Here is a 19,083-nt window from a genome sequence, read left to right as displayed (position 1 = left end):
GCGGCGGTGCGGGCTCAGCCGGAGGCGGAGCTTCCGGACCACCGAAGTTGTACGTGATGCCGCCGAGCAGGCTGTGCGAGCGATAAGTGCCCGAGAAGTTACGGCCCTGAATGTCGACGAAGCGTGCATCGGGCGCTGTGAAGAAGCGATACTTCACCGACACGTCGATATGCTTGCTCAGCGGAGCACGGACACCGGCAATCGCCTGATAGGCAAAGCGCGTGTCCGAGTCGTCGAGGAACGCGCCTGGCGCGCTGATCGCGTAGCGCGATGCCTTCACGCGCGCGACACCGACACCGCCGCCGACAAAGCCCTGGATCTCATCATCGGCGCCGAAATCGAGCAGGCCGTTGACCATGAAGCTGAGCGCCGAGGTGTTGCCGCCAACGCCGTTGTAGAGGCCAGGGGCAACCGTGTAGAGGGTGCCATTGCCACCGATCGCCGCCGTGCGGGTCGACGAGCGGTAGTCACGAACGGTTGCGCGCTTGTAAGCGACTTCCGCTTCGACCCGGAACACGCCGAAGTCGTAGCCGATGTTGCCCGACACGTCGAAGCCATAGTCATGCGAGGCAGACGCCGCATCCCGAGCGGCACCGATGTCGTAATTGATTCGTTCGACGATCGTCGCACCACCATCGACGCCAACATACCACGACTTGTCGCGGGCGAGGGCAGGCGTGGCGATGATCGTGGAGGCAAGTGCCAGTGAAACGGCCAGCTTCCGCATCATAATCCCCTTTCTTGAGTGTCACTACGGACAGCCCGAACTCCCTAGCCAAAGCTTGGTTTCCACGCAAGCGAACAAATACCCCGAACTGTGGCGAAATAGCCACAACGGCGCCTTGTCATACCTCGATCAAACCATGGCCGCGCAGCGCGGTCAGGATCGCGGTAACCGCCTCGCGCGCCTCAATATCAACGGTTGCGCCACCTGCCGGATCGCCGATCGCGGGACGACGCGGGCCGATCAGCTGATCGTCCCCGATCATCAGCACGCTTCCCCGTAACTCGCCGCTGCGCCACGCGATTCCGTCGAATCGGCTGGCTTGGTCTTCGCTGCGGTTCCACACAGTCATTCCCTCGCGCGCAGGCACAAACCGCCAGCCGCCGCCGGTCCAGCCCGCAATCGCCAGCGCCTGCCCCGTCCAGCCACCGACGGGTGCGCTGCCGACCACCCAGCAGGCGCCCATCGCGGGGGCTGCCGGTGGCATATCGACACCAACCGCCTCGACGACGGCTTGAGTCGCAAAATCGAGCAGCGCGAGCGCTTCATTGTGGTAGAGTTCCTTTTGCGCCTGGCCCGGCTGCAGCAGCGGCAATGCCAGCCGTGCGGTGGTCTCGTCGGTCATCCCTTGCTCCTTCGGTTGTGGCTCAGCCAAGCGTGGCCGCGCGCGACAGTCCCTGCGTGCCGCGCTGACGCACCGTGACCGGCAGCGCCGCACCGTCCGCGATCGCGAGCGCGGGCGCCTGCGTCTCAACGCTTGCGCCATTCGCGAAATCGATGCGATAGGCTTCACTTTCCTCGCTGAGCGGCACGTCGCTGCCGTCGATCCAACGCCACCCGGTCCGGCTGCGCCGGGCCCAGCGCAACATGCCAGCGTCGTGGTCGATGCGCAGGTGGACGGGCGATGCCGGCAGCACCGATGCGCCCGTCACCACCATATCGACGCGCGCGGGGCCCTCGCTGTCGCCGACGCCCGATGCCATCACGGCAATCTGGCGGCCGATGGCGGTGACGGGCAGGTCGATCGCCACCAGCGCCTCGCGCTCGATCAGCACGAACCGGTCGCCAACCTGCTGGGCGCCTGCAGCAAATTCGGTGCCCCGCCGTCCGCGCAACAGCCTCGACAACCGCCAGCGCGCTGGCCCGATCGGCACAGCCTCACCGAATTGGAGCAGTTCATCACCGACCAGCGCCAGATTGGCACCGCTGTCGAGCGCGGCGTCATCGGCGTCGGCAAGGACCATGTCGGTCCGCGCCAGCTCGACTTCGACGCTGCTGACAAGATCGCGGAGCGCACTGCCCGCGGCGCGCGGCGGCGCCGCTACCGTACCGATCACGGCAGGCAGCGCGGTCGACCCGGCCGGGGTCCAGCGCCCGCCATTGTCGGTGCTGTAGAGCAGCGCGGCGCGCCGCCAGCCCGCACCGGTCCCGGCGGCGGCAACCAGCACCCGCGGCGATGAGAGGAGCGTATCGTCGAGCGCCGGCAGTTCAAACGCATGGATGATCGTCGGCCCGGCCGCCACGTCGGGACTCGCCAGTACCCGGCCCGAGCTTGCCGGCGATCCCGCCACGGCGCTGCCCAGCCGGACCAGATCGAGCGTCAGCACCATCGCCTCGAGCGACCAGCCGGTCACGCGCCAGCGCCCCGCTTCGCCCGCAATCGACACGACCGCGCCGGGCGCGAGATCGAGAGCCGACCAGCCGTGCGCGATCCGTCGGGTCTCGCGCCCAGCCTCGGCGCGGCGCAATTTGGCTTCGGCCATCGCCTTGGCAGGACCGGCATCGATCGCCGCCGCCACCTCGATGCGGATGCTGCGTTCGCCGGGGCCGGGACGGCGCGCGCGCTGGACACCAGTCTGGTAATCGCGCGCCGGGTCATAATGGGCGAGCGTGATCAGTTGCGGCACGGTTTCGATCGCGGCGATCTGCCTGACCGCCCGCGCGCCACGCTGGCCAGCGCCGGCACCTTCGTCGGCAATGGCGCGTTCGGGCAGACCATCGCCGCGCAGCGTCAGCGTGCCACCGGTCGGCGCGAGCCAATAGCCGCCCACCTCGATGAGCGCGCCGAGCGTCCCTCGCGCGCTGTCGCCATAGGCTGAAAAGCCCGCCAGCACTGTCGTTGCCCTGTCCGCCGATACCAGCCCTGCGCCGATCGCCTCGGCAATGGTACCAATCGCGACCGGGCCTTCGTCGGCGAAAACTTCGAAAGTGAGCGAAGGAATGCGATTGCCGAAATCGGCAAGCTGGAGATGCTCGAACACCGCATAGGCCAGCCCGCGATGCGCAGGCGCCAGCGCACCCTCGGCAGCGGCGATCAGCGGATCAACCGGCTGGTCCTCGCCGCCGGTATGAAGCCGGAAGCCGGTCGCGGTCTTAAAGTCGCCCCCACTCCCGCGCAGCAGATTGCCGTCGGCCCAGATCCGCCCCACGCGCTTGATCGGTCGCCCCGACAACGCGACGGCGAACGATGCCGAATAGCTGTAATTGGTGGTGCTCGGCTGCCCCTTGCCATTGCTGGTCTTCGAGGTGCTTTCGATCAGGTCGGTCGACCAGATCACCGTGCCCGCAACGCGCATCGTCCCAAAGATTGCAGGAATCGGGCTGCCATAGGACGAGGTCTGGACCGACAATTCGGTCAGCCGGGGGCCTTCGCGACCCTTGCCCTTGAACAGCTCGCGGTCGATCGCCTGGCCCGCAATGGCACCAATCGCACTGCCGATCCGCCCGCCGAACGCGGCACCGACCGCCGTCAGCAACAGCGTCGCCATCAATCCTCTCCCTTCAGCCGCCAGCGGCCGATCACCGTCCAGGGCACCGGCCCCGGCCGCTCGACGACGCGGCGCAGCATCGCATCGGCGTGAATCACCCCGCCGCCGCTATCGATTGCGAGATGCAACTGCCCCGGCCCGCTCGCGCACAGCAGAAGATCGCCTGCGCGCACGTCGACCGCTGCCACCGCCGCTTCGCCATAAGCCAGCGCGGCCAGCCCGACGCAATCGAGCCCCGTTGCCGCCTCGCGCCCGTGCAGCCGGAACCGCGCGCCGACTGCCGATCGCGCGCGTTCGACAATATTCACGCGCCCGGATAGCGCGTCAGCAGGTCGATCCCGGGCAGGAACGGCTCGCCGCGAAAATTGGCAGCATTGGCAAAGCGTCCGGCGCAGGTCGCGATGCTCTTGTCGCAACCCTCGCTGATCTCGACCAGCTCGCCCGCCGCTGGCGCGTAGACCGGTTCGGCGCGCAGCATGACCGACGCGCCGTCGGACGAAGCGATCACTGCCTCCAGCCCGGCATTGGCGCCGTCGAACCAGCGCAGCCGCCCGCCGCCATAGGCATTGGCGCTCGGCTCGGCGATATCGAGGCTCAGCGCGGCGCCATCGGCCGCGACCACGCGCGCGAACCGCCGCCGCCCCGCCATCGCCACGCCGCAGCGCCGGTCGCCCAGCTCAGCACGGCATTCGGGCGAGGTTTCCTCGGCCACCGCGCGGTCGAGCAGCGCGCTCGGCCCGCGCAGCTCGGCGGTAAAGCCGTCGCCCTGCGTCTCGATGGCGCCGATCAGCCCTTCACCCAGGTCGACGCGGCCCGGTGCGCCAGTCCAGTCGACCGCGAACAGCGCCACCCGCGCGCCGTCCCACCGCCCGGCGAGCAGATCGCGCGCGGCGATCGCCGCGCTGGTCAGTGCGCCAGCGACATCCATCGTATCGGCCTCCAGCGCGTCGCTGCGCTTGATTGCCGAAGGGGTCATCCCCGGCGCGGCACGATGGACCAGCCCGTCGATGGTCAGGTCGCGGTCGTGATCGGTCAGCCCGATCGTCACGCCATCGCGCCGCTCGATCCGCCAGCACAAGGCTATGGTGGTGAGGTCGCCGGTCAGCATCAGTCTTCCCGCACTTCGATCAGCGGGACCGAAGGCGCCGCACCCGCGAGGAAAGTCGCGCGGGTGACGCTCAGCGCATCCTCGGCAAAGCGCACCGGCACGTCGAAGCGAAAGCTCGCGCGCACCGTAGCGCCGGACGCGGGGGCGGCATCGAGAACCACCCAGCCGCCGGGCTCGACCGCAAACGCCGCCGTCTCGGCGCCGCCCACCGTTACCCGCACGCTGCCCACGATCGGCCGAGTGATCCGCCGCACCCCCTCGTCATAATGTTTCACCAGCGCAAAGCGGGTGTTGACCCCATCGCCGGTCCCGATCGACTGATCGACGCCCTCGGCATCGAACGGATCGCGCAGGCGGAACCCCCGCGCCGGCCCCATCCGCGCGCGGAAGAAGTCGAGCAGCGCGGCGATGTCCGCCTCGGACCGCACGCCGGGGCCGACATCATAGCGCGTGCGCGCCGCCGACCAGCTCGCGTTGCGTGCTTCATGCCCGCCCGCGCTCGTCACGATCGCGGTCGAGAAGGTCGGCGTCACTTCGGCCTCGCGCCCGAGCGCCAGCGGAAACAGCACGTCGTCAAAGGGCTGCACGTCCTCTTCCTCCTCCTGCTCATCGAAATGGACGAAGCCATCGCGGATCACTTGCGGCAGCGCCCAGATGAAGGCCTGCGCTACGCCGCGCGCCCACGCCGCCCGAGCCGCAAGGTCGCCGCCGCGGCGCCCCGCGCGCTGCGCGATGTGTCCCCCGCCGTCACCCAGTCATAATCCTCGAGCTGAAGCACATCGAACGCAGGCGACGCCCAGCCGATCGGCAGGTTCATCCGCTCGACCTCAGGCGCGGCGGCATCGAGCAGGCTCGGCAGATAAGCGAGCACCAATGTCTCGCACCCCGGCGCGACGGCCTTCACCGCTGCCGCCAGCGCGGCGGTCGACGCCGCCAGCAGCGCCCCCGCCGCATCGAGCACCGCGATCGTGGCGGCATCCTGCGGCCCCCGGACATTGATCGCGGGCGGATTGCCGAGCGCGGCCCGCGCGGCATCGTCGTAGATACAGGGCCGCCCATCGGCCATCACCCACCACCACGGCTCGCCGACCTGAAACTTCGGTGCCAACCCCGCCGCCACCGCAATCTCGATGAAGGCGACCGCGACTGCCCGCAGATAGGCCATTGCGCCGGCGCTCGCCGGGCTCAGCAGCGTCGACGGCGGTTCCCAGCCGGTGAGGGCAGGCGACCCATCGACCGCGCGCTGCTTCCAGTCGCCCCAGCAATGTGCGTCGAACAGCTCGTAGCTGAGCGACCAGATCACGTCGTATCCGAGCGCCCTGGCCCGCTCGGCGAAATCGCGGTGCCACGCGGCGCAGGCGACGTTGAGCACGCCCCCGGTCAGGCTCGCATAGAGCCCGCCCGAATTGGCCTCGAGCCGGAAATAGTGGCTCATCCCGACATAATGGTTGATCGCGCCGCGATACCCTAGGTGGAGCGCATTGCGCAGCAGCCGCGCGGGTGTGACATTATAGCTGTCGTCATACCCGCTCGCGATGCCGAGGCCATGGTCGGGGACGATCGCATCGCCGATGCCCAGCACCGCGCCCGCACCGGTGCAGCCGATGTCGCTCAGCTCGACCCAGCCCTCGGCGGGCGCGGCCAGCATTCCCCCGGCGGGGTCGAACCCTGGCGGCACCAGCGACACGAACATCCGGTCGACATCGCCCGCCCACACGGGATCGGCCTCGCCCGGCAGCAGGAAGCCGCCGTCGAGCGCGGCGAAATCGATCCGCACCACCGCATCCTCGGGCGAGCCGCTCGCATAATTCCACAGCCGCACATACCAGGCGCGGGGATTGCCCCCGGCATCGCGCCCCTCGATCGTCAGCGTCGGGCCGTTAACCGCATCGAGCGGCAGCACTCCGCCCGACCGCCAGCGAAAGCTGAGCGCGCAATCGCGGAAATCGCGCCGCGTCTCATAGGCAAGCAGCGGATGATCGAAGCGATCCTCCGCCTCCCAGATCAGCCCCGCGAGATCGTCGGCGCGGTAAAACACCGCATCGACGCGCAACGCATCGGGCGCAGTCGTCACCACGCTCGCCATCATCGGGCGCGGGAAATTGACGCTCCAATACGCCGGATCGAAGCGCGAGACGAACCCCGTCGCCTGCCCGCGCCGCTGCGTCGCCAGCCAATGGCCCATCACGCGTCCTCCGCCAGCGACGCCCGCACCGCGCGCGCGATCTGGCGGCTCGAGCGGGCGAGCGCCTGCGGTTCGGTGCCCGCAGGCGCGGCGATGTTGATCGCGATCCGCACATCGCGCCCGCCGCCGCTGCCGCGCGTCTCGACCCGCCCGCTCGACGTCGGCACGAACAGTTCCGGCCCACGCTCGCCCACCACATAGGCGCGGCCCGGCGCCACCGGCCCGCCGGTCGCACGCCCCGGCGCGCCGAACAGCGACCCGATCGCGCCGAGCAAGCCCCCGTCGCCGCTGCCCGAGCGGCCACCGCCCAGGATCGCGTCGATGCCGCTCCGGATCGCGCTCGCGGCGATATCGGCGAGCACCGACAGCGCGACCTTGCGCAGATCGTCGAAGCCAAGCTTGCCGCTTCGCGTCGCGCGCACCAGCGCATTTTCGATCCCGCGCCCGGCCGCATCGGCGGCGCCCTGCAGCGGCCCGTAGAGCTGCCCGCGCATCGCCGCGACATCGCGCGCAAAGCCGCTGGTGTCGGCGCGCACGCTCACCACCAGCCGGTCGATTTCCTCATCCATCGGGAAATGCCTCCATCAATTGGGCGATTGTCGCGGGGTCGGGGGGCGGGGGCGCGGCGTCACCGACAAGCGCCGCGACGACGCTCGCAAGTTCGGCCGGGGTCGCATTCCAAAAAGTATCTGGACTCCAGCCGAACAGCGCGCCCGCCAGCCCCGCGAGCTTGGCGGCGCGATCCGCAAAATCCTCCCCGGAAGCGGGAGGGGGACCGCCGAAGGCGGTGGAGGGGGCAGGCCCCGAGCGATTCGCCTGTGGCACACCCCCTCCGTCGGCCTGCGGCCGCCACCTCCCCCGTGGGGGGAGGATCGTGCTCATCACCGCCCCGCCAGAATCTGCCCAAGCAGCACCTTCAGCGCGGGCGTCGTATTGGCGAGCCCCCCCGCCGCAACACCCTCGGCAAAGGCCTCACGCGTCATCCCCTCGGGCACTTCGGCCAGACAGTGCCAGAACAGTGCGACCAGCTCGCCCAGCCCCAGCCGCTGGTCGGCGGCGCGCTCGACGAGCGCGAACAGCGGCCCCAGTTCCGCCTCGGCGGCGACCAATGCCGTGAACGTCGGCCGCAAGGTGAGCATCGCGCCGCCCACCCGCACTGCCGCCTCGCCTCTCGCCGGATTGGCAGGCGGATTCATGCGCTCACCACCGCGCCCGAGCTTTCGAGCGCGAGCGTGTAGTTGCGTTCGCCATTGTAATCGCCGGCATAGTCGAGCCGCGTCACCAGGAACCGCCCGGTCAAGCTCTCGCCGCTTTCGAAGCTCAGCCGGTAATCGTCGATCGTCCCGCTCAGCGCATTGCCCTTCAGCCGCGCTTCGGCGGCGGAACCGGTGAAGATCCCCGCCCCCGAAACGCTCACCGATCGCACACCCGCGCCCGACAGCAATTCGCGCCAGCCGCCCGAATCCTTGGAGGTGATTGCCACCGCCTCGCCGTTGATCTGCAACTGCGTCGTGCGCAGCCCCGCGACCGTGGTGAACACCGGCGGCGTCGCGCCATTGCCGATCTTGAGCAGGAACGCGCTGCCCTTTTCCGCTGCCATGTCTCTTCTCCCGTGATTATGTCGCCAGCACCCCAGCACCCCAGCACCCGCCGTCATTGCGAGCACCGCGAAGCAATCCAGGGGCATGCTCGCGTGGTGCTCTGCATTGCTTCGCTGCGCTCGCAATGACGTTGAAGGGCGCGTTATTCCGCCAGCACCCGCGCGCGGTGTTCGATCAGCGCGGTCCATTGCCCGACGCCCGACCGCACGATGCGATTGCGCACCAGCACGACGCTCGCGATCCGCCAGCCGTCAAGCGCCGGTGCCATGCCGCGGATCGCGGCATCGGCGTCGCAGGCAAGGCCTTGCAGCCGCACCGCCGTCTCGGCCCGGTCGCGCAGCTGGATCAAGCTGCGCAGCTCGCGCCCCTCGGCATCCTTGGTGCTCCAGTCGATGCTCAGCAGCTCGCCGATCTCGGCATAGGGCGCGGTGGCTTTCACCGCTGGCCCCTCGAACACGCCGTTCAGCCGGTCACCGATCGCATTGGTCAGTGCGTCGGTCAGCGCCGCCTGGAAGACGGCCTCGGCGCTCATCGCAACAGGCTCCCGATCCAGCGCAGCGCGGCATTGACCAGCCGCCGCCGCGCGAGCCCGCGCCCTTCGACGATGATGCGGCCGCGCTCGGTCGACACGCGCGCTTCAGGCAGTGCTTCCTGAATGGCCGCCGCCGCGCGTTCGGTTGCGGCGACTTGTACCTGCGCGGCGATGTCGCGCGCGGTGTCTTCGATATTGCTCATGCGTGGATACTCCCGGTCAGTGTCAGGGTTCGGTAAGGGCGCCACAGCGCGGTGATCGCGCCGGACGGCGGGCGGCTGGTGTCGCGCTCGCTGAAGAGGTAAGCGGCGAGCAGCACCGCGCCCTGGCGGATCGCCGCCGGGATCGCGTCCCAATCGGCGGCGACCCCGGCCGTCACCGACGCGGTGACCCGCACCGCCGCGCCGACGTCGCGCAGCCGCGCCCAGCCTTCGCCGCGCAGGATGTCGATGTCATAGCCATGCACCGGCAGCATCACCGCGCTCCCGTCCGCCGCCACGCCCGCCAGATTGGCAATGGCCGTCACCGGGGCAACGCCGATCCGCTGCCACCCCGTCCGCACCGGCAGCGTCACCACCACCGTCCGCGCGATCAGCATCTGCCCCAGAAACTGTTCGGCCAGCCCCAGCGCGGTTTCGGCCAGCGCCGCGAGCAGATCGTCATGGTCGTCGAGGCTCAGCTCGAGCGCCGCTTTCACTGCCGCGACCGCGCGCACGCGGTCCTCAGCGCCCAGCGTCACTGCGCCGGGGCCGTTTGCCTCGATGGTCATCGTCTCAATCCCTTGAAAAGCGCCGCCTCAGGCGCGCTCGATCCGGCGCAGATGGGCGCGGGGCAGGTCGGTCGGCACGTGCGCCGTGCCGCCGCTTACGGTCTGGGTGGCGGCAAGGCTGCTGCCGTCGTCGAACAGGTAGCGCACCGCCAGCGGCCCGTCGGGCACGCCGCGCGTGCCCCAGTCGAGCGTCAGCACATCGGCTGCGCGTGTCACTGGCGCCGCCGCGGTGGCGATGTAGCTGCCGGGGGCAGCGCCTGCCTCGAACTGCGCGCCCCAGGCGTGCACCGTCGCGGTCGCGGGTGACGTGGCGACCGCTGCCCAGAGCAGCAGCTGGCATTGCGTGGCGCCTGCCACCGGCGCGACAACCGAATAGCGTCGCCAGTCGCCGTCGATCGTCAGCGCCGGGCTGAGGATATTGTCGATCGCGAGTGCAATCGAGCGCCCGGGCTGCGGCGTGCGCAACCAGATGCTGAGGCAATGGTCGCCCGGCGCGGCGATCGCCGGATAGAAGATCGCCCGCGCATAGCCGCCGAGGTGCTCGAAAAACAGCCGCGTCGCGGTGGTGCTGCCGTCGGGCGCGACCGCGTCGGCGGGCGTCACCACGACCGGGTTCGCGCCGCCGCCGGCATCGGTCGTCCACAGCGCGATATTGCCCGCATGGGTGACGAAATTGGTCGCGGCGGGCTCGATCAGCAAGCCGCGCCGCGCCACGCCGGACGCGCTCGCGGCATGATCGAAGCGCGGGGCGTCGGCGGCCGCCTGCCGCATCACGCCGTCGGCGTCGGTGACGCTGGCAGGCGACGCGCGAGTGAGCGTCGCGCCAGCGGGCAGGCGCGTGCCGCCGAAATCGAACCCGCGCGGATCGACCGCGGCCGCGCCCGCCCGACCAGTGCCGAGCGCAAGGCCCAGCCCGAGCGGCCGGCTCATGACAGCGCCAATATGTCGCCGGCCGTGGTGCCGGTCGCGCGGATATGGCTCGGCCGGAACGGCAGCACGCTGCCCGAAGGGACGTTCGCCCAGACGCTGTCGGCGCTGTCGCCACTGCCACGCATCGTGATCGCGCCGCCGCTGCCGATATAGAGCGCCTTGGGAATTTCGGGCAGCGCATTGCCGTCATGCGGCGTCACCGCACGCGCCCGGGCCGCCGGTGCCGACACGCTGTCGGCCCGGGTCGAGAAGGGATCGGTCATGGGGGTCTCCGGTTTGATGTGTGCCGCTGCCTCGCGGCAAGCAAAGCCCCTCCCCTTGAGGGGAGGGGTTGGGGTGGGGCGCTTCAACGGGCGAAGCACTTGCGGAGAGGCCCCACCCCTTTCCAGTTCGGGCGCCCTTGGTCCCGTCCGGGGGACGGGACTGCGCGCGAACTCCTGAAGGGGAGGGGTTAGATCGGTCGCGCCTCAGCTCGCGGCGAACTTCATCAGCTTGATGGCCTCCGAATTGCTCACGCAACCGCCAATCCGCTTGGTCGCGTAGAAGGTAACGAACGGCTTGTTGCTGTACGGATCGCGCAGGATTGCGGTTTCGGCCCGCTCGGCGATCAGATAGCCGGCGCGGAAATTGCCGAACGCGATCGACAGCGAATTCGCGGCGATATCGGGCATGTCCTCGGCCTCGATCACCGGATAGCCGAGCAGCGTATCGGGCTGCCCCGCCGCCAGCCCCGGCGACCAGATGAACGCGCCTTCGCTCGTCTTGAATTTGCGGATCCGCGCGAGCGTCGCCGAATTCATTACGAACACCGCGCCCTGGCGATAGGGGCTGCGCAAGCTCTGGACGAGGTCGATCAGCCGGTCCTGCGGATTGGCGGCAAAATCGCCGGCCGCACCACTCGCCAGATATTGCAGCGTCCCGAACGCGCGCGTCCCGTCGCCGGTCGCCGCCGTCGGCGCGGCGAGGAAACCCTTGGGCCGGTTGGTACCGCTGCCGTTGACGAACGCCGCGCCTTCGGCCTTGGCGAATTCGGTCGCGATTTCGCTCGCCAGCCACGCCTCGACATCGAACGCCGCATCGTCGAGCATCGCCTGGGTCGCGCTCGGATTGGCGTAAAGCTCGCCGAACGGCGGCGCGATTTCGACGAAGGCAGGCGTCGCCGTCTCGCTACGCGCGCCATCCTCGGCCGCCCAGCCCGACGCGGTGCCGCCGGTCGTCACCAGCTTGCGATAGCCCGCCGATCCGACCTGCACGACATTGGCGATGCTGCGGATGGGCGAGATCGACTTGAGCGTCGCATCGATCATCGCATCGATTTCCTGCGGGATCGCTACGCCACCAGTCGCATCGCTGGTGCCCGCAAACGTCTTCACCTCGGTAGTGGCGCCGCTGCGCAGATAGCCCTCGAACGCCGCACCCCCGGCGCGCGCCCCGCTCAGCATCGGCCGCTCGACGGCGCCCTTCATCGTCACCTGCTCGAAGCTCGCCGCGAGCGTATCGGTCGTCATGTCCATGTCCTTCTCCCACGAAAAAGGCGCGCCGCAAGGGTGCGACGCGCCTGAATGATTTGTGTATTCAGATTTGGCGGTTAGCCTGCTGTCGACCCACCACATGCCGCGATGGCATGTGCCAAAGCCTTGTCGATCCGGTCGGGCGGATTGGCTCGATCCCCCCACCATGCCATCAAAATCGGCAGCAGCGTCCGATCGGCAAGTGCCTCGGCGGCCTCGATCAAGACCGTGTTACAGTCATTTCCCTGCAGTTCGGCGGCAACGAGCGGCAGCGCCAGTTCACGGTCGCGTTGCACCAAACCGACCAGCGCTTCAGCGCGGACGATCGCGTCGGTATCGCCGACCCGCTCCAATAGTGCCGCCCGGACTTCTGCCGTATCGATTTCAGTCTGCGCCAACAGCATCGTCGCCCAGTCGCGATTGGCCGTGTCGGGGTCGCTCGTCAAAGCAATCAGCCGCCGCAAATTGGCTTCGGCAAACGCAGACCCGCTGAACGGCACGTGTTCGTTCATGCATAAACACAGAAAATCGGATGGCGGAAAATACTCCTTGGTCATGCGCCTTCGTTAGCATCCGAAACCACCGCATGCACCCGCGCCAGCGGCTGCATCGGTTGCGCGACCAGACTGACCTCGACCAGCGCGACGTGCGTCAGCTCGCGGTAGTGGCGGTGCTTCACCCCCGTCGCGCGATAGCCGAACGAGAGGCCGGTCACCGCCCCGCCACGCACTTGCGCCGCGAGCGCCGGATCGTCGATCCGCCCTATCACGCGCAGGCCCTTGGCGTCCTCGGTAATTGTCTCGATCACCCCGACCGGGCGCCCGCGATGCTGCCACAGCAAAGGCACCGGGCGCGGCGCCCCGAAAGCCCCGGCGCGCACCACATCGCCGCCGCGATCGGGTCGATCGAACACCGCCGCATAGCCCGCAAAGCGCACGCTCATTTGAACGGCTCCAGCACCCCGAACTTGATCGCCAGCCCTGCCAGCACCACCGTGCCCGCCAGCCGCGCGACCCACCCCAGCGCCGCCTTCCACAGCGACGCGCGCGCATCGCGCCACAGCGCCAGCAACTCGCGCAGCTCGCCCATGTCCTTCGCCGCGGCCGCATCGTCGAGCCCCAGCCGCGCCAGCGCCCGCTCGGCCGCCAATGCGCCCGCTTCCTCGGCGAGCGCGCGCAGCGTCGCGAGATCGGCGCCCGCCGCCTGCCCCTGCGCCATCAGCTGCGCCAGGATCGCCCCGTCGTTCATCATGCTTCTCCCGCAATGCCGAGCATCGCTCGCTTCTCCTGCGGGCTCAGGAAATCCGCCGCGCTCACTTGCGCCCAAAGCCGCTCGCGGTCCTCGGCAAGCGCCGTCACCCGGTCGAGATCGACGCGCAGGCTTGCATTGTCGAACCATCCGCCGAGCGCCTGCCCCAGCCCGCTCAAGATCGTCTCCGCCAGCGGCAGGATCGCCAGCCGCCACAGCGCGCGATTGGCCTCGCGGTAATTGGCATAGGTCGCGTCCCCCGGCAGGCCGAGCAGCATCGGCGGCACCCCGAACGCCGTCGCAATCTCGCGCGCCGCCGCCTCGCGCGTGCCGGCGAAATCGAGATCGGCGGGCGACAGGCTGAGCGGCTGCCACTTCAATCCGCCTTCGAGCAGCATCGGCCGCCCGGCATTGCCGACGCCCGAGAAGCTCGCCTCGATATCGGCGCGCAGCCGCTCGAGCTGCTCGCGCGACAGGCTCGACCCGTCGCCGGGTTCGTAGACGAGCGCGCCGGAGGGCCTTGCGGCATTGTCGAGCAGCGCCTTGTTCCAGCGCGCGGCGGCATTGTGGACCGCGATCGCCCCCGCCGCCGCGCCCAGGCAGCCCAGCCCATAATGATCGTCAAGCGGGTTGAAGCTCTTCAGATGAACGATCTGCGGGCGCGGCTCCTCGGCGGAGAGGCTGCTTACCCGCTCACCGACGCGGTAGTCGTACGCGACCGGCCAGCCGCGCGCATCGGGCGCGACCCGCACCCGCTCGGGCCGCAGCGCGAACAGTTCGGCGACGTCGCCCGCGCCATCGGTCGCGATCTGGACATAGGCATTGCCGTGAAGCAGCAGCTGCGCCGCCACCGTCTCGACCAGCGCCTGCCCGCCCGACCGCACGCTCACCAACGCTGCGAGCGCCGGATCGGAAGCGATGAGCGGCGCCCCACCCACCCCTTCCGCCACCAGCCGCACGCAGCGCTGGGCGATGGCATTGCGCGCATAGCCCTCGCGCACCTGCGCTTCGTAAGTCAAAGGCCATTCGCCGAGTGTCGCGCCCGTGCTGAGGCCATAACGCGAGAGGGCCGGACGGAATCGCTCCCGCCCGGCCGCCTTCCAGCCGAAGATTTTCATGCTATGCTCCTGAAATGACCCTGTTCGACCTCGCCCAGTGGATTCTGGCCATCGGCAGAGCCGCGATTCCGGTGGTGTTGACGTGCATGCTCGTTTGGTGGTTCGCCGATTATGATGGCTTCAACCGCCGCTTTTCGTCACTCCCCCACGCGGCCCAAGTCATCATGAGCATTTTCTTGTTGTTACCTGTTGCCACCCTCGGCTTGGAAGGTGATCACTGGGCGACCGCGATGATCGTCCTCGCCATGTGCTTCTTGGGTATCGCGATATTCATCCGCGCTCGGCGGCGCCGAGCCTCCGCCTAACTTACCGCCGGCCGAACCAGATCACGTGCCTTGCGCCCTTGCCGCTCGCTCTTGCGCGTACCACTACTTCGTCGACGTCCAATCCCGCCCGCTCCAGCGCCTTGGCGAACGCCGGATCGGCCGCTGCCGACCACACCGCCAGCACCCCGCCGGGCCGCAGCGCCGCGCGTGCCGCCGCCAGGCCCGCCTCCGAATAGAGCCGGTCGTTGCCCTTGCGCGTCAGCCCGTCGGGGCCGTTGTCGACATCGAGCAGGATCGCGTCCCACGCCCCCGCGCCGCGCGCGATCACCGCGCCGACATCATCCTCGACCACCCGAACGCGGGGATCGTCGAGGCACCCGGCGGCGAACGCCGCCATCGGCCCCTTCGCCCAGGCGATCACCGCCGGCACCAGCTCGGCGACCGTCACTTGCGCCGTCGGCCCCAGCCGCCCGAGCACCGCACGCAAGGTAAAGCCCATCCCGTAACCGCCGATCAGCACCCGCGCGTCCGTCCCGATCCGGTCGCACGCCATCGTGCCGAGCGCTTCTTCGGAGCCGCTCATCCGGCTCGACATCAGTTCCTCGCGGCCGAGCATGATGAACCAGTCGGTGCCGCGCCGCACCAGCCGCATCTCGCCGCCACCGGGCACCTGCACCGTATCGATCAGTTCGCGCGGGATCATCGGGCCTCCATAATGCTGGTTCGCGTGACCCGCTGCCGGGCCGATTGCGCCCGGGGCTCGTTACAGCACAATGCGTCACGCTGAACTTGTTTCAGCATCCACTGCGCCAGATCAGCCAACCTCCGTGTTGCACGATGGACCCTGAAACAAGTTCAGGGTGACGGATCGCCATGGGCAAGCGCTCGCTATAGCCGCGCCCGCCCCCGCGCGATAGGATGCCCCCATGCCCAGTCTCGCCCAGGCCGGTTGGATCGCGCTCGCGCTGCTGTTTGCGGTGCCGCTGATCGGTTTCGGCTGGTTCTTCGTCCATGAAGATAGCGCACGCCGCCACCTTGGCGGAATCACGCCCTATCTGGTCTATATCCTGCCGCTCTATTGCACCGTCATCGGCGCGATCGGCGTGGCGATGAACGATCCCCACACCGCGATGACGGGGTTTGCGGTGGCGGTGTTCACCCTGTTCCCGGCGGCGAGCGCCTGGCGCAAGCGGGGGCGGTCCTGATTGAGCCCACTCCCTGAGCTTTGCACCGTCATCCCCGCGCAGGCGGGGATCCATAGTCCTTCATTGGCGCGAGTCTCTTGAGCGTCAGCCAGAATGGATTCCCGCCTTCGCGGGAATGACGGATAGAGCTGCTCTTGTTCGGCCCCGGTCGTCGGCAAAGCTCACAACCGCCGCACCCCCACCTCGCGCCGCCGCCGCAGCATCAGCTCGCTCAGTGCCCACACCAGCGCATCCGCCCGATCCGGCGACCGTCCCGGCCCCTCATAGCCGCCGCCCGCGATCAGGCCGCACAGCTCGTCCTCCAGCGCCGGAAAAGCACCGAGGTGCTTCACACGCCCGCGCTCGTACAGCGCCGCGACCGGCTCGGCCCGCGCGCTCTTGCCGTGGGCAGCGTGGACCAACGTCACCGGCAACGCGGCGTCGGCGCCGATCAGCACGCTGCGCACCATCGCGCCGCCGTTGTTCGCCTCCGCTACCACCCGATCGGCGCCGACCCGCGCGGCGCAATCCGCCACCGCGCGCGCCCAGCCCTCGGGCGAGGCCCCCGCGACGCTCGCATCCTCGATCACATAGCCCAGCCCGTCGTCGCCCAGCCCGACCGCGACGATCCCGCAGGCATCGCCGCCGACGCTCGCCGACGGATCAACGCCGACCACCACTCGCACCAGCGACGGCAGCACGCGCACCCGGCATACCTCCAGCAGTGCGCGGGTCCACAAGGCGCCCGCGGCATCCTCGATCAGCTCACCGTCCAGTTCCTGCCGCCCCAGCCGGGTGCCGCCGTACAGCCGCCCCATCGCCTCGGCAAAATGCACTGGCAGATGCGGATTGTCGCGCGTTGCCCCGCGCGTTTCGACAAAGCCCGGCATCGCCATCACCCGCCGCATCAACGCATTGGCGCGCGGCGTCGTCGTCACCAAGACGCGCGGATGCTGGCCAAGCCGCAGCCCGAGCAACAGATTGTCCCACGCGGCATCCCCGCTGCGCCACTTTGCCAGTTCGTCACACCAGGCGGCATGATGTTCGGGCCCGCGCAGCTTTTCGGGCGCCTCGGCCGAATAGACATAGGCCCGCGCGCCCGAATCAAAGATCACTTCGCCCGCGACCTGGCGCCACTCGATCCGCTCGCCGCCGTGGCGCACCGCCATCAGGCCGCTCTCGCCCTCGATCATCACCCGGCGCACATCGTCGACGGTGCCGCCCACCAGTGCGATCCGGGCGTCGGGCTTCGCGCGGGCGATGCCACTGATCCATTCGGCGCCCGCACGGGTCTTGCCGAATCCGCGACCGGCGCGGATCATCCAGACATGCCAGTCACCGGGCGGCGCGTTCTGGCCGGGCAGGGCCCAGACATCCCAACTATCGAGCAGCGCCCGTAATTCGGGCTCGGTTAGCCGAGCGAGCAGCTTTCGACGCTGTTCGGCGGGTAACAGCGCCAGTCGCATGACGGCGGCATCCAGCGCACTCAAGGCGCACCCCCTCGCGAAGCGCGCAGCCGCTTTTCAAGGGCCGCCAGCTGCCGTTCGAGCGCTTTGGTCAACTGGTCGCGGTCGATCTTCTTATACTTGGGTCCGGGCGCATTCGGCGCATGGCGATCGGGATTTGCCCCCCGCCGTGCAAGGACTTTCAAAGCGACTTCGGGGTCGATCCGCTTGGCAAAGGCGGCTTCCTCCACGGCGCGGTCGGCATCGACCTCTTCATCGACAGTCGAAGTCCCGAGCGCGCGGGCCAGCACTTCGCCCTCAAGCCGTGCATAAGCGGTTTGCAAGGCCGTCTGCCAAAGCTCTGCAAACGCCGGGTCGCGCCGCCGCAAACTATAGGCCGCATGCGGCTTCAGCCCGACGCCGCGCGTTGCCTGAGCAACATTGGCAGTGGCCGCAAGCGTGTTCAGGAATGCCTTGCGCTTGGCATTGGTCCAGCCGTCACGGCGGGGTGTCCGGCGCTGGATCGGGCGGTCCTTGCCGCTGGAAATCTTGTCGGTCATCAACCGCCTTTCGCCAACCGCCGGAGCCAGACAGCCGCACTTCACGCCACCACTTGGCGGCGCCAACGCAAAAGGGCGGCCCGGCTCATCGCCTGACCGCCCCGACTCGCAATTCTTCAGCGTTCCTGTTATGTACCAAATTAGCGTGACGATGTCAAGCGTTTTGTGCCTGATTGGTTAGTCGCTCGATCACGCCTGCCCAGGCGGCAATCTCGTCATTGTGCCAGCGATCGATCACCAGATCGCCGGCCAGCCCGCGCCCGGCGTCGAGCTCGACCGATCCTTCCCATTCGAAGGTCGCATTGCCGCTCAGCGTGACCATGCCATCCGACGCCGCTTCGGCGCGGACCATCCCGCCCGCATTGAACACCGTCAGCGGCACCGCGAACGGCACGCGCCCGGTCAGGCAGGCGGCATAGGTCGACGCGGCCATCGCCGACCCGCAACTGTCAGTCAGCCCGACGCCGCGCTCGAAAGTGCGCACGAACAAATCGCCGCCGCGCGACGTCACGAACGACACATTGGCGCGATTGGGGAGCCACGACGGCGCGGCTTCGCATACCCCACCCAACGCGCTCAGCTCGGCATCGTCGACGGTATCGACGAAGCTGATCAGATGCGGGTTGGGAATCGCGATCGCGGTGAACAGCCGTTCGCTCGGCAGGTTCGGCACCCGCGCATCGACCAGCAGCGCCGCGCCAGCCAGCGGCCAGTGGCTGACATCGGGATCGGCGGGGCCGGCGGTCTCGCGGATCGTGACGACGCCGGGGGCAAGATCGGGATCGATCGCCACCACCGCGCTCGACGTCTTGAGCCTGACCCGCGCCTCGCTGCCGCCCAGCGCCGCAAAGCCCGCGCGCGCGACGCAGCGCAGCCCATTGAGGCACGTCTCGGCCTCGGACCCGTCCGAATTGAACATCCGCATGCCGAACGCGTGCGCCTCGTCGCCCGCGGTCAGCAGCAGCAACCCGTCGCCGCCGACCGGCCCGGTGCGATCGGCGAGCGCGCGCGCAATCCCCGCCCAGGTCGCATCGGGCAGTTGAAGCGCGCGCGCGTCGATCAGCGGGAAGTCATTCCCCGACCCATGGCATTTGGTGAAAGCGATCCGCATGCCGCCGATGTAGCGCGCCGCAG

The 19,083-nt window shown here is 69.1% G+C and carries 25 protein-coding genes and 1 pseudogene; 2 read left to right on the top strand and 24 right to left on the bottom strand.

Features of this window, described 5'->3' with window-relative positions; genetic code table 11:
- The 20 genes and pseudogenes from AX672_RS06830 to AX672_RS06735 form a co-directional block, all read right to left on the bottom strand.
- The coding region (locus AX672_RS06830; protein WP_168727371.1) for an outer membrane protein at window positions 1–727 on the bottom strand (727 nt) is incomplete at its 3' end.
- 118 nt (window positions 728–845) lie between these two features.
- Window positions 846–1,349, bottom strand: a complete 504-nt coding sequence (locus tag AX672_RS06825) for a DUF2793 domain-containing protein (RefSeq protein WP_066650242.1) — start codon at window positions 1,347–1,349, stop codon at window positions 846–848.
- Window positions 1,350–1,371: 22 nt separating this feature from the next.
- The gene (locus AX672_RS06820; RefSeq protein WP_066650240.1) at window positions 1,372–3,492 is read right to left on the bottom strand and encodes a phage tail protein; all 2,121 of its coding nucleotides are present in this window, start codon (window positions 3,490–3,492) and stop codon (window positions 1,372–1,374) included.
- Window positions 3,492–3,800, bottom strand: a complete 309-nt coding sequence (locus tag AX672_RS06815; RefSeq protein WP_066650239.1) for a hypothetical protein — start codon at window positions 3,798–3,800, stop codon at window positions 3,492–3,494. Before AX672_RS06815 ends, AX672_RS06820 begins: the two co-directional genes overlap by 1 nt.
- Entirely contained in the window at window positions 3,797–4,600 is an 804-nt protein-coding gene (locus AX672_RS06810; RefSeq protein ID WP_066650238.1) for a DUF2163 domain-containing protein, read from the bottom strand. Before AX672_RS06810 ends, AX672_RS06815 begins: the two co-directional genes overlap by 4 nt.
- Window positions 4,600–6,785 (bottom strand): annotated as a pseudogene (locus AX672_RS06805) (DUF2460 domain-containing protein). Before AX672_RS06805 ends, AX672_RS06810 begins: the two are co-directional and overlap by 1 nt.
- The gene (locus AX672_RS06800) at window positions 6,785–7,354 is read right to left on the bottom strand and encodes a tail tape measure protein (RefSeq protein WP_066650237.1); all 570 of its coding nucleotides are present in this window, start codon (window positions 7,352–7,354) and stop codon (window positions 6,785–6,787) included. Before AX672_RS06800 ends, AX672_RS06805 begins: the two are co-directional and overlap by 1 nt.
- Window positions 7,347–7,667, bottom strand: a complete 321-nt coding sequence (locus AX672_RS19255) for a phage tail assembly chaperone (protein ID WP_066650229.1) — start codon at window positions 7,665–7,667, stop codon at window positions 7,347–7,349. The genes AX672_RS06800 and AX672_RS19255 overlap by 8 nt, the downstream gene beginning before the upstream one ends.
- Window positions 7,667–7,981: a gene transfer agent family protein gene (locus AX672_RS06790; RefSeq protein WP_066650225.1), complete on the bottom strand. Its 315-nt coding sequence runs from the start codon at window positions 7,979–7,981 to the stop codon at window positions 7,667–7,669. The genes AX672_RS19255 and AX672_RS06790 overlap by 1 nt, the downstream gene beginning before the upstream one ends.
- Entirely contained in the window at window positions 7,978–8,385 is a 408-nt protein-coding gene (locus AX672_RS06785) for a phage major tail protein, TP901-1 family (RefSeq protein ID WP_066650224.1), read from the bottom strand. Before AX672_RS06785 ends, AX672_RS06790 begins: the two co-directional genes overlap by 4 nt.
- Window positions 8,386–8,528: 143 nt before the next feature.
- Window positions 8,529–8,918 (bottom strand): tail completion protein gp17, encoded by a 390-nt coding sequence (gene gp17 / locus AX672_RS06780; protein WP_066650222.1) that lies wholly within the window; start codon window positions 8,916–8,918, stop codon window positions 8,529–8,531.
- A complete protein-coding gene (locus tag AX672_RS06775) occupies window positions 8,915–9,121 on the bottom strand; it encodes a hypothetical protein (protein ID WP_066650220.1) in 207 nt (68 codons plus the stop codon). Before AX672_RS06775 ends, gp17 begins: the two co-directional genes overlap by 4 nt.
- Entirely contained in the window at window positions 9,118–9,687 is a 570-nt protein-coding gene (locus AX672_RS06770; RefSeq protein ID WP_066650218.1) for a head-tail connector protein, read from the bottom strand. Before AX672_RS06770 ends, AX672_RS06775 begins: the two co-directional genes overlap by 4 nt.
- Window positions 9,688–9,714: 27 nt before the next feature.
- Window positions 9,715–10,617 carry a phage head spike fiber domain-containing protein gene (locus AX672_RS06765; protein ID WP_066650217.1) on the bottom strand — a complete coding sequence of 301 codons (903 nt, stop codon included), beginning with the start codon at window positions 10,615–10,617 and terminating at the stop codon, window positions 9,715–9,717.
- On the bottom strand, window positions 10,614–10,880 hold the full coding sequence (locus tag AX672_RS06760) for a spike base protein, RCAP_Rcc01079 family (RefSeq protein WP_066650216.1): 267 nt from the start codon (window positions 10,878–10,880) through the stop codon (window positions 10,614–10,616). Before AX672_RS06760 ends, AX672_RS06765 begins: the two co-directional genes overlap by 4 nt.
- Before the next feature lie 204 nt (window positions 10,881–11,084).
- Window positions 11,085–12,125, bottom strand: a complete 1,041-nt coding sequence (locus AX672_RS06755; RefSeq protein ID WP_231731188.1) for a phage major capsid protein — start codon at window positions 12,123–12,125, stop codon at window positions 11,085–11,087.
- Between the two features lie 80 nt (window positions 12,126–12,205).
- Window positions 12,206–12,640 carry a HEAT repeat domain-containing protein gene (locus AX672_RS06750; protein WP_082730423.1) on the bottom strand — a complete coding sequence of 145 codons (435 nt, stop codon included), beginning with the start codon at window positions 12,638–12,640 and terminating at the stop codon, window positions 12,206–12,208.
- Between the two features lie 41 nt (window positions 12,641–12,681).
- Window positions 12,682–13,071, bottom strand: a complete 390-nt coding sequence (locus AX672_RS06745; RefSeq protein ID WP_202189264.1) for an HK97 family phage prohead protease — start codon at window positions 13,069–13,071, stop codon at window positions 12,682–12,684.
- Window positions 13,068–13,376, bottom strand: a complete 309-nt coding sequence (locus AX672_RS06740) for a DUF6127 family protein (RefSeq protein WP_066650213.1) — start codon at window positions 13,374–13,376, stop codon at window positions 13,068–13,070. The genes AX672_RS06745 and AX672_RS06740 overlap by 4 nt, the downstream gene beginning before the upstream one ends.
- The gene (locus AX672_RS06735; RefSeq protein ID WP_066650212.1) at window positions 13,376–14,494 is read right to left on the bottom strand and encodes a phage portal protein; all 1,119 of its coding nucleotides are present in this window, start codon (window positions 14,492–14,494) and stop codon (window positions 13,376–13,378) included. The genes AX672_RS06740 and AX672_RS06735 overlap by 1 nt, the downstream gene beginning before the upstream one ends.
- 14 nt (window positions 14,495–14,508) lie before the next feature.
- Here AX672_RS06735 and AX672_RS06730 point away from each other — a divergent pair, with 14 nt between their 5' ends.
- On the top strand, window positions 14,509–14,799 hold the full coding sequence (locus AX672_RS06730) for a hypothetical protein (protein ID WP_066650210.1): 291 nt from the start codon (window positions 14,509–14,511) through the stop codon (window positions 14,797–14,799).
- Window position 14,800: 1 nt separating this feature from the next.
- On the opposite strand, the gene AX672_RS06725 is transcribed toward AX672_RS06730, so the two are convergent.
- Window positions 14,801–15,463: a spermidine synthase gene (locus AX672_RS06725; RefSeq protein ID WP_066650209.1), complete on the bottom strand. Its 663-nt coding sequence runs from the start codon at window positions 15,461–15,463 to the stop codon at window positions 14,801–14,803.
- A 223-nt stretch (window positions 15,464–15,686) separates the two neighbouring features.
- Here AX672_RS06725 and AX672_RS06720 point away from each other — a divergent pair, with 223 nt between their 5' ends.
- Entirely contained in the window at window positions 15,687–15,965 is a 279-nt protein-coding gene (locus AX672_RS06720; protein WP_066650207.1) for a hypothetical protein, read from the top strand.
- Window positions 15,966–16,126: 161 nt separating this feature from the next.
- On the opposite strand, the gene AX672_RS06715 is transcribed toward AX672_RS06720, so the two are convergent.
- From AX672_RS06715 to dapF, 3 genes are all read right to left on the bottom strand, one after another.
- Window positions 16,127–17,410 carry a DNA-packaging protein gene (locus AX672_RS06715; RefSeq protein WP_066650253.1) on the bottom strand — a complete coding sequence of 428 codons (1,284 nt, stop codon included), beginning with the start codon at window positions 17,408–17,410 and terminating at the stop codon, window positions 16,127–16,129.
- Window positions 17,411–17,430: 20 nt separating this feature from the next.
- The gene (locus AX672_RS06710; RefSeq protein WP_066650205.1) at window positions 17,431–17,949 is read right to left on the bottom strand and encodes a hypothetical protein; all 519 of its coding nucleotides are present in this window, start codon (window positions 17,947–17,949) and stop codon (window positions 17,431–17,433) included.
- A 154-nt stretch (window positions 17,950–18,103) separates the two neighbouring features.
- Window positions 18,104–19,060, bottom strand: coding sequence for a diaminopimelate epimerase (gene dapF / locus AX672_RS06705; RefSeq protein WP_066650203.1), 957 nt, complete (start codon window positions 19,058–19,060; stop codon window positions 18,104–18,106).
- Window positions 19,061–19,083 lie beyond the last annotated feature (23 nt).

Origin of the sequence: Sphingomonas sp. CCH10-B3, from assembly GCF_001556185.1 — a bacterium.
GTDB lineage: Bacteria > Pseudomonadota > Alphaproteobacteria > Sphingomonadales > Sphingomonadaceae > Sphingomonas > Sphingomonas aquatica.
Note: the sequence above shows the minus strand (reverse complement) of the source record. Positions and strands in the feature narration are given on the sequence as shown.

Coding starts and splice junctions, on each gene's coding strand:
- AX672_RS06790 (WP_066650225.1), bottom strand. CDS start 7,981: ATGAATCCGCCTGCCAATCCGGCGAGAGGCGAGGCGGCAGTGCGGGTG.
- AX672_RS06720 (WP_066650207.1), top strand. CDS start 15,687: ATGCCCAGTCTCGCCCAGGCCGGTTGGATCGCGCTCGCGCTGCTGTTT.
- AX672_RS06775 (WP_066650220.1), bottom strand. CDS start 9,121: ATGAGCAATATCGAAGACACCGCGCGCGACATCGCCGCGCAGGTACAA.
- AX672_RS06730 (WP_066650210.1), top strand. CDS start 14,509: ATGACCCTGTTCGACCTCGCCCAGTGGATTCTGGCCATCGGCAGAGCC.
- AX672_RS06785 (WP_066650224.1), bottom strand. CDS start 8,385: ATGGCAGCGGAAAAGGGCAGCGCGTTCCTGCTCAAGATCGGCAATGGC.
- AX672_RS06820 (WP_066650240.1), bottom strand. CDS start 3,492: ATGGCGACGCTGTTGCTGACGGCGGTCGGTGCCGCGTTCGGCGGGCGG.
- gp17 (WP_066650222.1), bottom strand. CDS start 8,918: ATGAGCGCCGAGGCCGTCTTCCAGGCGGCGCTGACCGACGCACTGACC.
- AX672_RS06710 (WP_066650205.1), bottom strand. CDS start 17,949: ATGACCGACAAGATTTCCAGCGGCAAGGACCGCCCGATCCAGCGCCGG.
- AX672_RS06715 (WP_066650253.1), bottom strand. CDS start 17,410: ATGCGACTGGCGCTGTTACCCGCCGAACAGCGTCGAAAGCTGCTCGCT.
- AX672_RS06825 (WP_066650242.1), bottom strand. CDS start 1,349: ATGACCGACGAGACCACCGCACGGCTGGCATTGCCGCTGCTGCAGCCG.
- AX672_RS06745 (WP_202189264.1), bottom strand. CDS start 13,071: ATGAGCGTGCGCTTTGCGGGCTATGCGGCGGTGTTCGATCGACCCGAT.
- AX672_RS06770 (WP_066650218.1), bottom strand. CDS start 9,687: ATGACCATCGAGGCAAACGGCCCCGGCGCAGTGACGCTGGGCGCTGAG.
- AX672_RS06800 (WP_066650237.1), bottom strand. CDS start 7,354: ATGGATGAGGAAATCGACCGGCTGGTGGTGAGCGTGCGCGCCGACACC.
- AX672_RS06760 (WP_066650216.1), bottom strand. CDS start 10,880: ATGACCGATCCCTTCTCGACCCGGGCCGACAGCGTGTCGGCACCGGCG.
- AX672_RS06765 (WP_066650217.1), bottom strand. CDS start 10,617: ATGAGCCGGCCGCTCGGGCTGGGCCTTGCGCTCGGCACTGGTCGGGCG.
- AX672_RS06810 (WP_066650238.1), bottom strand. CDS start 4,600: ATGCTGACCGGCGACCTCACCACCATAGCCTTGTGCTGGCGGATCGAG.
- dapF (WP_066650203.1), bottom strand. CDS start 19,060: ATGCGGATCGCTTTCACCAAATGCCATGGGTCGGGGAATGACTTCCCG.
- AX672_RS06740 (WP_066650213.1), bottom strand. CDS start 13,376: ATGAACGACGGGGCGATCCTGGCGCAGCTGATGGCGCAGGGGCAGGCG.
- AX672_RS06755 (WP_231731188.1), bottom strand. CDS start 12,125: ATGACGACCGATACGCTCGCGGCGAGCTTCGAGCAGGTGACGATGAAG.
- AX672_RS06750 (WP_082730423.1), bottom strand. CDS start 12,640: ATGAACGAACACGTGCCGTTCAGCGGGTCTGCGTTTGCCGAAGCCAAT.
- AX672_RS06725 (WP_066650209.1), bottom strand. CDS start 15,463: ATGATCCCGCGCGAACTGATCGATACGGTGCAGGTGCCCGGTGGCGGC.
- AX672_RS19255 (WP_066650229.1), bottom strand. CDS start 7,667: ATGAGCACGATCCTCCCCCCACGGGGGAGGTGGCGGCCGCAGGCCGAC.
- AX672_RS06735 (WP_066650212.1), bottom strand. CDS start 14,494: ATGAAAATCTTCGGCTGGAAGGCGGCCGGGCGGGAGCGATTCCGTCCG.